Here is a 13448-nt window from a genome sequence, read left to right as displayed (position 1 = left end):
AAAAAATGAATTTTCGGGAACTAACGACGTAGTACTAATGATAGATTTTTGTGCCACAGGACTGGGGTTTGAGCGGCGATCGCGCGCTCTTGAGGTGAATATTTCCTATTTATTATTATTTTCTGGATCCAATACTTGAAAATTATTTGATTATTTTTCAATCTCACCGACTTAAAATAAGGGGTCCCTTGCCTAGACTGAGGCTAGCCATTGACGAAGCTGCCCCCCGTTTCTAAGGTAAGAGACTGGCCCACGCACAAGGATGAACCCCCATGGACTATCGGGACGCTGGTGTAGATGTAGAAGCGGGACGCAGCTTTGTGCAGCGCATTCGCACCATGGTAGACAGCACCCGGCGACCTGAAGTGCTGGGTGGCTTTGGTGGCTTTAGCGGTCTCTGTGAGCTGCCCACTGGCTACCGCGAGCCCGTGCTGGTGTCTGGTACCGACGGCGTAGGTACCAAACTCAAAATTGCTCAGATTACCCAGCGCCACAGCACCGTTGGCATCGACTTAGTCGCCATGTGTGTCAACGACATTCTCACCAGCGGGGCTGAACCGCTCTTTTTCCTTGACTACTTGGCCATAGGCAAGCTCGAACCGGCAACCCTGGCGGCAGTGGTAGAAGGCATTGTAGCGGGGTGCCACCAGGCGGGCTGTGCCTTGCTGGGGGGCGAAACCGCTGAGATGCCAGGGTTCTATGGCCCTGGTGAGTATGACCTGGCGGGGTTCTGCGTTGGTGTGGTCGAAAAGTCTCAGATTTTAGATGGCAGCCAGGTGCAGGTGGGCGATCGCGTCATTGGGCTAGCCAGCAGCGGCGTACACAGCAATGGCTTTAGCCTGGTGCGCAAAGTAGTCGCCGAAGGGCAGCGCCCTGAAGGCGGCTCCGGCTACCGTTGGGATGAATCGGTTCCGGCCCTGGGCAACCTGAGCCTAGGTGAACTGTTGCTCACCCCCACCCGCATCTACGTAGACCCTGTGCTTAAGGCCCGCCGAGAGGGACTGCCCATCCACGGTATGGCTCACATTACCGGCGGTGGTCTGCCAGAGAATCTGCCCCGCTGTCTAGGGCCAGGGCAGAGCATTCACCTCACCCCGAATAGCTGGCCGGTGCCCACCCTGTTTAGCTGGCTGGCTGAGGCGGGGCAAGTGCCCGAAATGGATCTGTACAACACCTTCAATATGGGCCTGGGCTTTGCGCTGATTGTGCCTGCCGCAGAGGTCGATTCGGCCTTGAGCTGGCTGGCTGAGCACCAGATGGCGGCCTATCTGGTCGGGGAGGTGGTAGCCGGATCGGGCCAGGTGACGGGGCTGACCGAGTAGCTGCCGCCACACCTGCTGATCCAAAGCCTTGCTGAAGAACCCCCCGCCCTGCTCGAATAGCCGATACCTTAAAGAGGCAGTGTGATAAGGAACTTCCGTTGAAATCTTCGACCCTCAACTGGCCGCCAGTGGTGCTCAGTTTTCTCGCCATCGTGGCCCTGGCCCTTGTGACCAGCAGTTTTGTGATCATTAACCCCGGCCAGGCCGGGGTGCTTAGCATTCTCGGCAAATCTCAGGATGGGGCGCTGCTGGAGGGCATTCACCTCAAGCCGCCCCTGGTATCTAACGTCGATGTATACGACGTGACCGTGCAAAAGTTTGAGGTGCCGGCCCAAAGCTCGACCAAAGACCTGCAAGACCTCTCGGGGCGCTTTGCTATTAACTTTCGCCTTGACCCCACTGAGGTCGTCAACATTCGCCGCACCCAGGGCACGCTAGAAAACATTGTGTCTAAAATTGTCGCGCCCCAAACCCAGGAGTCGTTTAAGATTGCTGCCGCCCGCCGCACGGTAGAAGAAGCCATTACCCAGCGTTCTGAGCTAAAGCAAGACTTTGACGATGCCCTCACCATGCGCCTAGCCAAGTACGGCATTTTAGTCCTTGACACCAGCGTGGTCGATTTGACCTTCTCGACCGATTTTGCCAAGGCCGTAGAAGACAAGCAAATTGCTGAGCAGCGCGCCCGCCGAGCGGTCTATATTGCCCAAGAGGCTGAGCAGGAGGCCCAGGCTGAGATCAACCGCGCTAAAGGCCGCGCCGAAGCCCAGCGGTTGATTGCCGAAACCCTCAAGGCCCAGGGTGGCCAGCTGGTGCTACAAAAAGAAGCGATCGAGGCTTGGAAAGATGGCGGTGCTCAGGTGCCCAAGGTGCTCGTTATGGGCGAGGGAGGCAATATCCCCTTTATTTTTGACCTAAACCAGATGGAGGCAGAGGAAGTGGTCTCTAAGTCTAATACCAAACCCTAACTGAATACCCCCGATTCGTAGGGGCGTAGCATGCTACGCCCCTACGGGGTTCCTGATTATGAATCAATGATTGCCCTGTCCTAACCTAATTGGCTATGGCTATAACTGCGCTACCAGGCTAGGCTAATGGCTGAGCCGGGAGAATAGGTTACCTCGCGTACCATGCCGGGCTGGCCGAGAGCCTCAGCCTGGTTGTCGTTGTAGCTGACCATAACGGCACCGGCATTGCCCGCCCGAATGGTTAGCGCTTGGTCGGCTATCCAAAGGCGAGTATCGCCAGGCTGCAAAATTCCTTCAAACTCGGTTTTGCCATCTGAGGTAATGCGTAGCCACGACTGACTGGTGAGGGTCATTTTGACTTTGATCGGAGCCTCGGGTTCGTTGACCTCAGCGGTCTCGGGTGCGGTATTATTGCTAGCGGCAGAATTGGCCGTGTCGATTTCGCTATCGCTGAGGGGAGCCAGAGGCGGCAGCATGGTGGCCTCGGGGGCAGTTTGCCGCAGCACATAGGACAGACCACTAATGGCGGCAATCAGCAGCACAAAATAGGCCCCATAGAGGTGTAGAGGCCGCAGCTGGGCGGCGGGTGATTCTTGCCAGGTGCGGCGCTGAATGCGCGGTGGGGTAAAAAACTGGCTGGCTAGGGTTTCACCATCGAGGTGAAGCGCATCGCCGTAGCGGCGAATGAGCCCACGAATATAGACAGGTTCGGGTAGGCTGTCGAGGTCACCCTGCTCCATCGCGGCCAATAGACTGGGCCGAATTAGGGTGGTGGTGGCCATGGCATCAAGGGTTTCTCCCTGCTGCTGGCGCGCGGCCTGCAATAGGGTACCGAGTTCTACCAGTTGCTCTCGGTAGAGCGCGTTAGGATCAACCAACTCTTTTGTCTTCATACAGGGAGAATTTAGCTCAAGACGGCGAATGGCTAACTGATGACTGAGGCAGACAAGCGGCGGAGTCTGATTGAACCCATGACTCAGCTAATAATGCCTCAATTTCGGCAGATGATAAAGCCCTGTAAGCCCCCACATCCAGGTTGCCTAGATGGACTGAGCCCACCGCAACCCGGTGTAAGTCTAGCACTCGATGCCCCAGGGCCTGGGCGACTCGACGAATTTGGCGGTTGCGCCCTTCCTGAAGAATGACCTCCAGGTGGGTATCGGTGGAGCCGGCAGAAATCACCTCTACGCGGGCCGGGCGAGTGGGGCTGTGGTCGAGCCAAATACCCTGACGCCACGCTTTTAACGTTGCTGCAGTTACCTGACCCTCTAGCCGCACTCGGTAGGTTTTAGAGACGTCATGACGGGGGTGGGTGAGCCTAAAGGTAAAGTCACCGTCGTTAGTCAGCAATAGTGCCCCGGTCGTGTAGGCATCGAGCCGCCCCACTGGGTGGATGCCGACGGTATGGAGGTCGGGGGACAGGGCAGTGAGCACGGTGGGTCTGCCTTCGGGATCGGCACAGGTAGAGACCATGCCTCGGGGTTTGTGCAGCAGCAGATAGTGCTGGGTCGGGCGATGATGCGCCTGGATGGGGCGGTGGTTGACCTCAATGCGATCGCAGTTAGGATCGGCCCGCTGGCCTAGGTGGGCGACCTCTCCATTGACCATGACTTGCCCAGCTTCAATCAGCTGCTCGGCCTGCCGTCGAGAGGCAACCCCATACTGGGAAAGAATTTTTTGGAGCCGTTCTGACATAGCCGAAGTCAATGCAATGCGGGGAAAACGCTAGAGATTATTTGAACCCGCTTAATGATTATGGCAGCAATTGAGGGTGGCTGAGTATAAGTTCTCAGTGAAGCGGCCGACGAATGCGCCTGGCGGTGGGAGTTCCAGCAATTTAGGCAGGATCTTTAGCGCCGATCGCGCCCTTGGCATGTTCGGGCAGGGCCGATACCGGTAACTCTAGCTGTAGCCAGGCTCCGCCTAGGTCGGGGTGGTTGGCGGCGGTAATGGTGCCGTTATGAGCTTCGATAATTTGGCTAACAATGGCGAGTCCTAATCCAGAACCCCGGCTTAGGGTCGGCGTTAACCCAGGGTCTACGGGCCTGAGATCGGTGTTGGCTGTGTTGCGGGTGCGGGAGGGATCGGCTCGGTAAAACCGATCGAAAATATAGGGTAAATCTTTGGGGCTAAAGCCTGACCCCATGTCGATCACCTCGAGGATAAGGCCGGCAGGGGCCTCGCTGTCGGCCTCAAGGTCAGGGGTTAGGGCGATCGCAGGCACGATTAGACGGGCATAGATAGTGGCACCGCTAGGGCTGTGTTTGATGGCATTGTCAAGCAGGTTGAGCAGTACCCGGTGGAAGAGGGGCTCGTCGAGGTTGACTAAACACTGGGACGGACCGACATAGGCTAGGTCGAGCTGCTTAACCTGGGCCAGGGGTTCGAGGCTGAGCCAGGCTCGCTGCACCATCTGGGGTAAATCAACGGGCTTGAGGTTAAGGCCCTGAAATTGATCGCCCTGGAGGCGGCTGAGGTTGAGCAGGTCTTCGACCAGGTTGCTGAGGCGAATGGTTTCATTGACCAGGCGATCGAGCCAGCGCCGTTGAGCTTCATCGACTCGGGGTTGTAGGGTTTCGGCCACCAGACGGATTGAAGTCAGGGGAGTTTTCAGCTCATGGGCGACATCTGACGTCCAGCGATCGCGCTGCTGCACCAGCAATGCCGCCTCCTGCCGATTCTCTAAAAACACCCCCACCTCACCGTTGCCGAGGGGAATGGCATAGCCCCGCAGGGGATAGGTCGGCTCTTCTTTAGGGTGCAGCGGGTCGGGAGAAATTTGGTAAAGCATCCACTCCTGCTGGCAGCAGGCCTGCTGTTCTCGGGCTTCTTCGATCAGTGCATCGAGTTCGTAAGAACGGGCCACTTCTAACAGCAGTCGCCGCCGCTGCACTGGCCCCGTCAGCGGCTGATTCATCTTGAGCAAACGGTTGGCCTGGGCGTTGCACCACACCAGCTGGTTTTCTTCATCTACTTGCAGGTAGCCGATGGGGGCATTTTGCAAAATGTGCTCTAAAGTATCGCGGCTGGTGCCGAGCGATCGCAGCTGCCGCTGCTGCTGGGGATGGGTTTGCACCAGTTTCTCAACTTGTCCTAGGGCTGTAGGCCAATCGGTTGCCTTGAGGGTAGCAACTAGCCGTTGCTCTCGCCGCCGCTGTCGGCGCTGCTGCCAGATCAGCAGCAGCGCTCCGGTAACCAACCCCAGCAGGTAGATCCCAATAATCAACGTTTGCCCTGTCCGTAGCGAAGTATCTCTAGCTCAAGCCTATCGCACAAAAAAGCACCCCCGTAGAGGTGCTCTTTTTAAATCAAAGATAAAGTCAGAGTTTAAGATGGCTCTGGCCCCTTTGAAATAGAACGAAGGCCCTAGTTGATGTTGACTGGAGCCCTCGCTTAGCCTAACCGGGCAAACTTAACTAGTTAACCGCAGCCCCACGGTACCTTAGCCCTTGGGGGTGATCGGCCTTAACCTGTTTCGCTAGGTGGCGAGTAGCCACTGCGCCACGGTAACGACCAATGACTTCTTCAGAAATAGCTACCTGGGCAGCAGCAGGTTCGTAATCAACGCCACGATATTTCAAGGACATATTCCGCCTCTCCTTAATGAGTGAAGGTGTATAAACAGAGGCGCGTTCCTTCGAGCTGAGCTCTACTTCCGTCTCTTTCAAAGGAGATGAACGATTTGTTTCTGTATTCATTGTTACTGTTTGCACCATAACTGTCAAGTCACGTTGTCAGGAATTCCTAGCAAAAGCCACCTTGTAACTATGCACAATCCTATTCCTCCCCATCGCTACTTCCCCTACCTGACTTGGACTGAGATTGAGGCGATGCCCGATCGCGAGAATGTGGTGATTGTGCAGCCGATGGGAGCGATCGAGCAGCACGGCCCCCATTTGCCGTTAGCTGTCGACAGTGCGATTTGCACTACGGTGTTGGGTCAGGCCCTGGCAGAGTTGAATCCGGCTATTCCGGCCTATAGCCTGCCGCCGCTGTACTACGGCAAATCGAACGAGCACTGGCACTTTCCAGGCACCATCACCCTGTCGGCAGAAACGCTGCTACGGGTGATCCATGACGTGGCCGAGAGTGTGTATCGGGCCGGGTTTCGCAAGCTGGTGCTGCTCAATGCCCACGGTGGCCAACCCCAGGTGCTAGAGATTGCCGCCCGCGATCTGCACTTGGCCCATCCCGATTTGATGGTGTTCCCACTGTTTGTGTGGGCGGTGCCCAACTGCGCCGGAGAGTTGCTGAGCCAGAAAGAACTGGAGCTGGGTATCCATGCCGGAGATGCCGAAACTAGCCTGATGCTGTCCATTCTGCCTGAGCAGGTGCGGATGGAGCTGGCCCAGACGGAATTTCCCCAGGGGTTGCCCACCGAGAGCTGGCTGACGATGGAAGGGGCGCTGCCCTTTGCTTGGGTGACCCGCGACCTGAGCGCCAGCGGTGTGTTGGGCGACCCGACTGTGGCTACGGTAGAAAAGGGCGATCGCCTGCTGGAGTCGTTAGCTCAGGGCTGGGTAACAGTGCTGGAAGATATTTATCGGTTTCAGCAGCCCCAGGCCAGGCTGGATTTGCCGCAGGTTCCTTAGTGCGATCGCTAGATTGCGCCCCTGAGTTTGCTATACTCAATAGCTGATAAGGTGGCGACATGGCCAAGTGGTAAGGCAGAGGTCTGCAAAACCTCCACCCCCGGTTCGAATCCGGGTGTCGCCTTTCTTTTAGCTGGCAATTTTTGAGCCAGAACGACTGTAGACAGGGCCTTTCGGCTCTGTCTACTTTTGTATATTGTTGCTAGTTGTAGCCATTTGTAGTTAATTGAGCCTAAGTTTTTAGGCAAAATTTAGGCATGGATTTTGCAGAGCGGTTGAACCGGGCCAACGGGCGACTTAAGGCGGGCAGAATCCGTGTGCGGCTGCAAGCGCTCAATCAGAAGATTTATGCTCGGGGCACGTTTCCGCCTGCCCCCGGGAGCACGAAAGACGCGCCCTACCAGCAGCGGATCGCGTTGGGGCTGCCTGCTAACCCTAGGGGGTTGTCGCTGGCTGAGGAACAGGCGAAGGCGATCGGCGTGGCCTTAGAGGCTGGCCGGTTTGATTGGGGGCAGTATCGGGGCGATAGTGCCGAATCTGTGGGGGATTGGGTAGAGCGATTTAAGCGCCGGTGGCGGGGGGCCGCCATTACATGGAAAACCGACTATCAGCAGCCGTTTAACAAACTGCCTTCAGAGGCTCCGCTGACTCTGGCCCTGCTAGAGCAGACTGCTGAGAAACGGACGGAAGAAGATTCTCGCTCGCGCCTGCGGGCCTGCAATGCTTATCGCCAGCTCGCAGAATTTGCGGGCCTGCCGGGGGAGGGGTTCGCAAAGCTCAAGGGCAGCTATAGCGCGTCGGCGGTCGATCCGCGAGCGCTGCCCAGCGATGAGCAGATTGCGAGCTGGCGGGGCAAAATTGCTGATCCTGGGTGGCGGTGGCTGTTTGGGATGCTGGCCACCTACGGCCTACGGCCCCATGAGGTCTACACCGCCGACCTGGCCGACTTTCCTACGGTGAGGGTGCATGAGGCTACCAAAACCGGGTCGAGGTTTGTTTGGCCGCTCTACCCAGAATGGGCCACGGACTGGGAGCTGTCGGCGGTGACGATGCCGCCGCTAGAAAATATCGCAGGGTGCAGCAATGCCCAGCTGGGTACAAAAACCGCGAGGGCCTTTAACCGGCTGGGCTTTTGCCAGGCGTATGATCTGCGGCATTCTTTTGCCCGCCGATGCCTTGAGTTTGGCTATAGCCCAGAGTTTGGGGCAAAGCTGATGGGGCATTCGCCAGAGACCCACTGCAAGGTCTATCGGCGATGGATAGATGAGTCTGTGTATCGCGCCATTTATGACCAGGGCATTGAGCGGGGCGATCGCCCTCATGCCCCGGCCTGAGTCTCAACCTGGCTTTGCCACTTTTCGAGGCGCTCACAGTGCCAGAGGTAGGTAAGCCGGGCCGCACTAGGATTTTTAACTTTCCAGTGTTGGCCCTTCTTGAGCTCGCCGTTTTTGCGGGCCGTGGCCAGCACCCACCGGCTAATGCCCAGGCGCTCGCAGGCGGCGGCGGTGGTGAGCCAGGGGGAGGGTTTAGCCATCGATTTTTTCTCCCATTTCATCGACTAGGCGGCAGAGTAGGGCGGCCTGCTCTGATTGGGTTAGGCCTGCCAGCAGCCGATCGCAGTATTCATCTATGCTGGCGGCCATTTGTGGGGGCAGCTCACGGGGCGGTTCGAGGAATAGGCGGTAGGTGCCACTGCTACTTTCGCTGGTGAGCATTTGGGTTTGGGGTAAGGGTTTGGGGGCGATCCACCCTTCGGCTAGGCCCTGGGCGATGGTGGCCGCATCGGCGGCGGGTTTGCAGATGGGCAAGCCGGTGGGGTTTTGTACGTTATCGGGTTGGGGGTTGTCGAGCTGGCGGGCAATTTCGAGCAAATGATCGGCCAGGGCCTCTGGTACGCGGATCGCTCGGGTGGGGCCGCTCCATTTGGCGGGGCGGCCTGCTTTGGTTTTCTCAGTCATAGAGCCTCCACTAGCCGGCGCATTAGTTCGCGGTGATAAGTTTTCCGCACGGATGGACGCAAGACATCAGGCACCAACCAAAGGCCTTGCTGCCCGCTGCATGGCACCGGGTCGATCGCCACAACCTCTGTAAGCTGCCAGCCAATGGGGCCAACAAACCAGGGGGAATCTGATGCCGTCACGTTGCCCACGAATCGGGCGATCGCAACGATTCCGGTGGGGTGTTCATCGCCATCGGGCGGGCAGTCTTGGCCCAGGGTTTGCCGTATCCAGTCGGCAGCCTGTTTGTCGTATTTTTTGCCCGCGTGGATGGCGATTAGGCTGCCTGGGGCTAGGGGGCAAGCCCAGCCGCGATTCTCAACGCGCTTGCCTAGGTGGGCGATCGCGTAGGCCCAGGGGCGGTGCAGGGTGATTGCCTTGAGGGATTGCTTTGTGGGGCTACCCATCGATCGCACCTCCCAGTAGAGGCAATTGCCCAGCTCTCTCGCGTTTGGCGATGCTGTTGGCTTTGCGGTAGGGGGCATCGTGGCGCAGGTGGCAGGGGGCGCAGAGTGCCCGCAGGTTGCTGGGGTCGTTATTGCTGGGGTTTTGGTCGAGGTGGGCGACCGTGAGCGTAAAGCGCTGGGGGTGGTCGAGGTCTTCAGCCCAGTAACCTAGGGCCAGGTCCGAAAAATCTTCCCAGCCCTGGCCAGTGACGCGGCAGGGCCTGCCACAACCAGAGCATCTCCACCCAGCGGCGACTTTAACTTGAAGTGCTATTTCTTCCCAGTTCTCGGGGTATCGGCTTCTATCCATTGGCATCGCTGAGCACCTCCACTTCACCGGGTAAATATTCACGGGTGATCATCCAGCCGTCGCGCTTGACGGCTACCTTTTCGTCAACGTGGGCGACCACCCAGGCGGCCACGCCGTCATAGCGACCCTTCTTGATTTCGACCTTGGCCCCTACCGGGGGAAGAACTATAGACACCTCTCTATCGGGACATAGAGATTCATCTTGGATATTTCCCCTCTTAGGGATTTGGTTGGTCAGGTTGGTCAGGTTGGTCACCTTGCTAGATGTCCGGTGGTCAACGGTTTCTAGATTGTCGTTTTGGGTAGGTTGGTCAGGGGGTTGGTCATTAGGTTGGTCATTAGGTTGGTCACCCCCATTTACATGGGTTTGAACCTCCTCTGACCAACCTGATCCAACCTTTTCTCCAAACTTTGGATTTATCCAATATCTAGGTCTTCTGCCGTTGACCAACCTCCTGACCGACCTCCACCCGTTGATGCGCAGAAGGTTGGACACTCGCATTTCTTCGCGCTTTCCCTGGCGGTCGTAGGGCAGTTGCAGGCCCACGGCTAACACGTCGGCGGTATTCACTTCGCTGAAGTCTTCGCAGTAGTCGAGGATCTTTTTCTCCCATGGGTCGCTGGTGACGTAGTTGAGGGCATCTTCTTGGGCGGCCTGGTGCATCTCGTGGGGCAGCTCCCACCGTTCGCCGCTACGGAAGGCGTGAACCACCGCGCCCCAGATGCGATCGCGCTCGACCGACAGCTGCTGAAAGGGCACCATCGGAATTTCGACCGGAATGACCCAATAGCGGCGGTTGCCGGTGGCGTCGGCCAGGAATTCGGTTTCGTTGGTGCTGCCCACGATGATGCTGGGTCGCTTGAACTCTTGCACCGTGCGGCCATAGGGCGGCCGCACCTGGTCGGTTTGGGTGGTGATAAAGGCCTTGACCGCTGAAATGTCTTTGCGTTTAAAGACCGCTTCAAGTTCGGCCCACTCGATGAACCAGCTCTGGTGTAGCTTTAGCCGCTCGTCTTTGTCGCTGGTGCTGCCTACGGTGTCGTCGAACCACTCCTCTCCTGCCAAAATCTTCCAAAAACTGGATTTACCGACGCCCTGGCCACCACTGAGAATGCAGACCGTGTCTACTTTGCAACCTGGCCAGAATGCCCTGGCCACAGCTGAGATTAGCGTTTTTCTCAGATAGACCTGGTGCAGTTCGCTGGTGGTGCCCAAGAACGTTGGCCCCAGGCTATCAAGCAGCTCGCTATCTGCGGGGTAGAGCTTGGCGCACTGGTTGAGGTATTCGGCCACGGGGCTAAAGTTCTGCTGGCGGGCGATGTGGCTACAGATGGCGGTGCAGTCGGCGTCTGGCAGCTGAATATTGTACAAAAGTGCCAGCTGTAGGCGAAGGCTGTCGAAGTCGCAGGGTTCACCATCTAGCTCTACTTGAGATTTCAGCTCATTCCACCGTAGGCGGTTCTTTAGGCGGTCCGAAACCATTTGGTACCTACGGGCCAAGGCGCAGGGTTCACCCTCGGGGGCTTCGGTGTCGTTTTCGTCGGTGTCGGCCTTCCATTCTTCGAGAGTGGGGGCAGCGGTGATCCTTTCGGTAACCTCGACGCCGGCGGCGATCGCGTCGTCGATGCCCTTCAGTTTGTTATCCCACTCCACCACGTAGACCATGGCCCCTTTGGCGGCGAGCATTCGCCCCAGGTTGTGCAGGGCGCGTCTCACCTGGCGTTTCTCGATAATGTCTCGGTCAAAAAACAGGTAGAAGACTCTGCCATAAGCACAGAACAGCTCCAGCTCTGGCCGTAGCCTCCCCAGCTTGCCGCCGGTGCTCACCCCAGGGATACTGATCGCCGGATGGCCCTCGGTGAGTAGTGCCCCCGCTTTCTTGGCCCCTTCACAGATGCAGATCGCCTGGCTGGTGTCGGTGATGAGTTTGGGCCAGTAGTCTCTATCCTCCATTTCGAGAAAGAGTGGAGCTAGGGCCTGGCGGCTAGGGCTGAAATATTTGCGGGGCTTCTTGGTCTCTGGGTCTAGGGGTGGGTTGTCTGGCTTATATTGAGCCCCGGCAAAGGTGCGCTCTCCTGTAGTGGGGGCAACCCCAGCGACTGCCCACCCTGGTGCTAAATCTGTGCTGTGCTTCCATCGCTTGTCTGTGTTGCGGTTGAGTAATTTGTCTACGTCGGAGGGATCGTCTATGCTCCATACGTTGCGGTCAATGATGTCTGACAACACCGCCGAGGCTTCCCACTCTGAGCGGTGTTCTGGCATTAAAATGCTTGTATGTTCGGGCATCTCTCTGGTTAATAGGGTTACGTTTCAGTGGCGGGGTAGTGACCCGCTCTAATAGTGAAAACGAAGGGGCGGCATCTATTGAGGGTGGCCGCCCCTTTGCTTTAAATGACTCCGTATTCGATCAGCACATCGTGAATTTGGTCTGGGGTGGCCATGGGGTAGACCTGCCGAACGTCGCGGAGAGTGTGGGCCAGCGCAACTAGGGCGGCATTCTCGAAGGCTTCGCCCCAATACCAGGGGCTGTTGAGGTGCGAAATTTCGGCATTTTCGGTAGACCACCAAAACCCCGGCCACGGCTCGGGGTTGGTGCCGTAGGGCAAGCAGCCCCGCATATTGCGATCGACCAAAAGGGGCAGCCAACCTAGCAGGGCACTCCAGGGGCTGCACTGCTGCCAACCCACGACTTCACCGCCGCCGCCGTCGTAGCTAGGTGCGCCTAGTACTGGGCAAAAAGTCGCTGTCAATCTACCTATAGACATACGGTTTCTCCGGTTCTAAGTGACTGAGAGAATAAAAGGCGGGCTCAGATGTGAGAGTCGGTAGCCCGCCTTGTCGTTTCTTGGAGCATAGCAGACTCGGATGTGAGTTGCACATCCGAGCCTGCTATGTTAAGTTCAAATGGTAGACCGAAAAGTGATTGGTGTCGAGGGAGACCCCCCGATGAAGCAGATCAGAGAAATGTTGGGGTTGACGCAGCAAGAGTTTGCCGGTCGGTTAGGCGTGGCTATGTCCACGCTAAGTCGATGGGAGAACGGGAAAGGGAAAGCATTGCTTAGCTCTGGCCAGTTCAAAATCTTGCTGTCAGACCTTGAACCGCACGGCATCACGCTAAAAGACCTGCCAGACGATCTCAGTCGTCCAGCAGGTCAGAGTTAAACCACAAGTTGTAAACCCCAGGGGCAGAGCCGTGGAAAGCAGACCCCTGGGATACCCAAAGAGGGCACTTCCATTATGCCGAAACCACTTCCACCTAAATTCCGCAGCTACTACCGGCGTCTGCACCATCGGGCGGCGATCGAAGCGATGGCGGCACTGATCGACCTCGACCCTAGCTGGGAGAGTAAGGATTTAGCCCCAGTAGCCGCCGACTATGCCGACGATCTGATCGCAGAGCTGAAGCGGAGAGAAACCGCCGGCGACGATATCGAAGACTAATTAAATTTCAATCTTGTAAACCCCAGGGGCAGCCGTCGAAAGCAAACACCCCTGGGATACCCCAACAAGGGCACCTCTATTCTATGGCTTCCCCATCCCAGCAAAAGATTCTCAAGCAAATTGAGACCAAAGGCCACTACAGCACCACATCGGAGCGCAGCGCAAAAGCCGCTAAGGCCCTCCCTGATGTGCAGCATGTCTACAGTTGCGAGATTCCTACGAACCCAGGCAAAACAACCCACCGCTTTATAAAGCGGCAGTCTTGCCTGCCTCAATAGTTCGCTGAGCCCGCGCCCCCAACTCTCCTGGGGGGCGCTTTTTGTCGTTTTAAAGCAGCAAAAATTATGTCCAACTTCTTCATCCTTCTCCTTTGT

At 57.3% G+C, this 13448-nt stretch carries 17 protein-coding genes, 1 tRNA gene and 1 riboswitch; of the genes, 8 read left to right on the top strand and 10 right to left on the bottom strand.

The features are described from left to right. Positions 1 to 272: 272 nt before the first annotated feature. Both purM and RRF56_RS17240 read left to right on the top strand, forming a co-directional pair. Positions 273 to 1322: a phosphoribosylformylglycinamidine cyclo-ligase gene (gene purM, locus RRF56_RS17245; RefSeq protein WP_317034394.1), complete on the top strand. Its 1050-nt coding sequence runs from the start codon at positions 273 to 275 to the stop codon at positions 1320 to 1322. A 131-nt stretch (positions 1323 to 1453) separates the two neighbouring features. Beyond that, on the top strand, positions 1454 to 2287 hold the full coding sequence (locus RRF56_RS17240; protein WP_410510628.1) for a prohibitin family protein: 834 nt from the start codon (positions 1454 to 1456) through the stop codon (positions 2285 to 2287). 110 nt (positions 2288 to 2397) lie between these two features. Here the strand turns inward: RRF56_RS17240 and RRF56_RS17235 are convergent, their stop codons facing one another. The 4 genes from RRF56_RS17235 to RRF56_RS17220 all read right to left on the bottom strand — a co-directional run bounded on the left by RRF56_RS17235 (position 2398) and on the right by RRF56_RS17220 (position 5874). After that, positions 2398 to 3180 carry a helix-turn-helix domain-containing protein gene (locus RRF56_RS17235; RefSeq protein WP_317034392.1) on the bottom strand — a complete coding sequence of 261 codons (783 nt, stop codon included), beginning with the start codon at positions 3178 to 3180 and terminating at the stop codon, positions 2398 to 2400. A 16-nt stretch (positions 3181 to 3196) separates the two neighbouring features. Then, complete coding sequence (locus tag RRF56_RS17230) at positions 3197 to 3982, bottom strand: pseudouridine synthase (protein WP_317034391.1); 786 nt, start codon at positions 3980 to 3982, stop codon at positions 3197 to 3199. A gap of 142 nt (positions 3983 to 4124) precedes the next feature. Further along, entirely contained in the window at positions 4125 to 5513 is a 1389-nt protein-coding gene (locus tag RRF56_RS17225) for a HAMP domain-containing sensor histidine kinase (protein ID WP_317034390.1), read from the bottom strand. Positions 5514 to 5703: 190 nt separating this feature from the next. Next, on the bottom strand, positions 5704 to 5874 hold the full coding sequence (locus tag RRF56_RS17220; RefSeq protein WP_317034389.1) for a DUF4278 domain-containing protein: 171 nt from the start codon (positions 5872 to 5874) through the stop codon (positions 5704 to 5706). A gap of 39 nt (positions 5875 to 5913) precedes the next feature. Then, a riboswitch (Glutamine riboswitch) is annotated at positions 5914 to 5969 on the bottom strand. An 85-nt stretch (positions 5970 to 6054) separates the two neighbouring features. Here RRF56_RS17220 and RRF56_RS17215 point away from each other — a divergent pair. The 3 genes from RRF56_RS17215 to RRF56_RS17205 all read left to right on the top strand — a co-directional run bounded on the left by RRF56_RS17215 (position 6055) and on the right by RRF56_RS17205 (position 8213). Continuing rightward, positions 6055 to 6879, top strand: coding sequence for a creatininase family protein (locus tag RRF56_RS17215; RefSeq protein WP_317034388.1), 825 nt, complete (start codon positions 6055 to 6057; stop codon positions 6877 to 6879). Between the two features lie 53 nt (positions 6880 to 6932). After that, positions 6933 to 7003, top strand: a tRNA-Cys gene (locus tag RRF56_RS17210). Between the two features lie 133 nt (positions 7004 to 7136). Further along, positions 7137 to 8213: a hypothetical protein gene (locus tag RRF56_RS17205; RefSeq protein ID WP_317033854.1), complete on the top strand. Its 1077-nt coding sequence runs from the start codon at positions 7137 to 7139 to the stop codon at positions 8211 to 8213. Here the strand turns inward: RRF56_RS17205 and RRF56_RS17200 are convergent. The 6 genes from RRF56_RS17200 to RRF56_RS17175 all read right to left on the bottom strand — a co-directional run bounded on the left by RRF56_RS17200 (position 8198) and on the right by RRF56_RS17175 (position 12398). Further along, positions 8198 to 8413 (bottom strand): hypothetical protein, encoded by a 216-nt coding sequence (locus tag RRF56_RS17200; protein ID WP_317033853.1) that lies wholly within the window; start codon positions 8411 to 8413, stop codon positions 8198 to 8200. The genes RRF56_RS17205 and RRF56_RS17200 overlap by 16 nt on opposite strands. Beyond that, positions 8406 to 8837 (bottom strand): hypothetical protein, encoded by a 432-nt coding sequence (locus RRF56_RS17195; protein ID WP_317033852.1) that lies wholly within the window; start codon positions 8835 to 8837, stop codon positions 8406 to 8408. The genes RRF56_RS17200 and RRF56_RS17195 overlap by 8 nt, the downstream gene beginning before the upstream one ends. Continuing rightward, positions 8834 to 9283, bottom strand: coding sequence for a hypothetical protein (locus RRF56_RS17190; protein ID WP_317033851.1), 450 nt, complete (start codon positions 9281 to 9283; stop codon positions 8834 to 8836). The genes RRF56_RS17195 and RRF56_RS17190 overlap by 4 nt, the downstream gene beginning before the upstream one ends. Further along, complete coding sequence (locus RRF56_RS17185) at positions 9276 to 9638, bottom strand: HNH endonuclease signature motif containing protein (protein ID WP_317033850.1); 363 nt, start codon at positions 9636 to 9638, stop codon at positions 9276 to 9278. The genes RRF56_RS17190 and RRF56_RS17185 overlap by 8 nt, the downstream gene beginning before the upstream one ends. Beyond that, positions 9625 to 11919 (bottom strand): VapE domain-containing protein, encoded by a 2295-nt coding sequence (locus tag RRF56_RS17180; protein ID WP_317033849.1) that lies wholly within the window; start codon positions 11917 to 11919, stop codon positions 9625 to 9627. The genes RRF56_RS17185 and RRF56_RS17180 overlap by 14 nt, the downstream gene beginning before the upstream one ends. 101 nt (positions 11920 to 12020) lie before the next feature. Next, positions 12021 to 12398 (bottom strand): hypothetical protein, encoded by a 378-nt coding sequence (locus RRF56_RS17175; RefSeq protein ID WP_317033848.1) that lies wholly within the window; start codon positions 12396 to 12398, stop codon positions 12021 to 12023. Positions 12399 to 12537: 139 nt separating this feature from the next. Here RRF56_RS17175 and RRF56_RS26450 point away from each other — a divergent pair, with 139 nt between their 5' ends. The 3 genes from RRF56_RS26450 to RRF56_RS17165 all read left to right on the top strand — a co-directional run bounded on the left by RRF56_RS26450 (position 12538) and on the right by RRF56_RS17165 (position 13352). Then, complete coding sequence (locus RRF56_RS26450) at positions 12538 to 12795, top strand: helix-turn-helix domain-containing protein (protein ID WP_410510487.1); 258 nt, start codon at positions 12538 to 12540, stop codon at positions 12793 to 12795. Between the two features lie 75 nt (positions 12796 to 12870). Further along, on the top strand, positions 12871 to 13074 hold the full coding sequence (locus tag RRF56_RS17170) for a hypothetical protein (protein WP_317033847.1): 204 nt from the start codon (positions 12871 to 12873) through the stop codon (positions 13072 to 13074). An 83-nt stretch (positions 13075 to 13157) separates the two neighbouring features. Further along, on the top strand, positions 13158 to 13352 hold the full coding sequence (locus tag RRF56_RS17165) for a hypothetical protein (protein WP_317033846.1): 195 nt from the start codon (positions 13158 to 13160) through the stop codon (positions 13350 to 13352). Positions 13353 to 13448: the final 96 nt, after the last annotated feature.

The organism is Nodosilinea sp. E11 (assembly GCF_032813545.1).
Lineage (GTDB): Bacteria > Cyanobacteriota > Cyanobacteriia > Phormidesmidales > Phormidesmidaceae > Nodosilinea.
Note: the sequence above shows the minus strand (reverse complement) of the source record. Positions and strands in the feature narration are given on the sequence as shown.

What these genes read in the sequence shown, in the direction of transcription:
- RRF56_RS17220 (WP_317034389.1), bottom strand. Translation starts at nt 5,874, where the DNA reads ATGTCCTTGAAATATCGTGGCGTTGATTACGAACCTGCTGCTGCCCAG.
- RRF56_RS17185 (WP_317033850.1), bottom strand. Translation starts at nt 9,638, where the DNA reads ATGCCAATGGATAGAAGCCGATACCCCGAGAACTGGGAAGAAATAGCA.
- RRF56_RS17205 (WP_317033854.1), top strand. Translation starts at nt 7,137, where the DNA reads ATGGATTTTGCAGAGCGGTTGAACCGGGCCAACGGGCGACTTAAGGCG.
- RRF56_RS17215 (WP_317034388.1), top strand. Translation starts at nt 6,055, where the DNA reads ATGCACAATCCTATTCCTCCCCATCGCTACTTCCCCTACCTGACTTGG.
- RRF56_RS17180 (WP_317033849.1), bottom strand. Translation starts at nt 11,919, where the DNA reads ATGCCCGAACATACAAGCATTTTAATGCCAGAACACCGCTCAGAGTGG.
- purM (WP_317034394.1), top strand. Translation starts at nt 273, where the DNA reads ATGGACTATCGGGACGCTGGTGTAGATGTAGAAGCGGGACGCAGCTTT.
- RRF56_RS17165 (WP_317033846.1), top strand. Translation starts at nt 13,158, where the DNA reads ATGGCTTCCCCATCCCAGCAAAAGATTCTCAAGCAAATTGAGACCAAA.
- RRF56_RS17195 (WP_317033852.1), bottom strand. Translation starts at nt 8,837, where the DNA reads ATGACTGAGAAAACCAAAGCAGGCCGCCCCGCCAAATGGAGCGGCCCC.
- RRF56_RS17230 (WP_317034391.1), bottom strand. Translation starts at nt 3,982, where the DNA reads ATGTCAGAACGGCTCCAAAAAATTCTTTCCCAGTATGGGGTTGCCTCT.
- RRF56_RS17200 (WP_317033853.1), bottom strand. Translation starts at nt 8,413, where the DNA reads ATGGCTAAACCCTCCCCCTGGCTCACCACCGCCGCCGCCTGCGAGCGC.
- RRF56_RS17170 (WP_317033847.1), top strand. Translation starts at nt 12,871, where the DNA reads ATGCCGAAACCACTTCCACCTAAATTCCGCAGCTACTACCGGCGTCTG.
- RRF56_RS26450 (WP_410510487.1), top strand. Translation starts at nt 12,538, where the DNA reads ATGGTAGACCGAAAAGTGATTGGTGTCGAGGGAGACCCCCCGATGAAG.
- RRF56_RS17235 (WP_317034392.1), bottom strand. Translation starts at nt 3,180, where the DNA reads ATGAAGACAAAAGAGTTGGTTGATCCTAACGCGCTCTACCGAGAGCAA.
- RRF56_RS17175 (WP_317033848.1), bottom strand. Translation starts at nt 12,398, where the DNA reads ATGTCTATAGGTAGATTGACAGCGACTTTTTGCCCAGTACTAGGCGCA.
- RRF56_RS17190 (WP_317033851.1), bottom strand. Translation starts at nt 9,283, where the DNA reads ATGGGTAGCCCCACAAAGCAATCCCTCAAGGCAATCACCCTGCACCGC.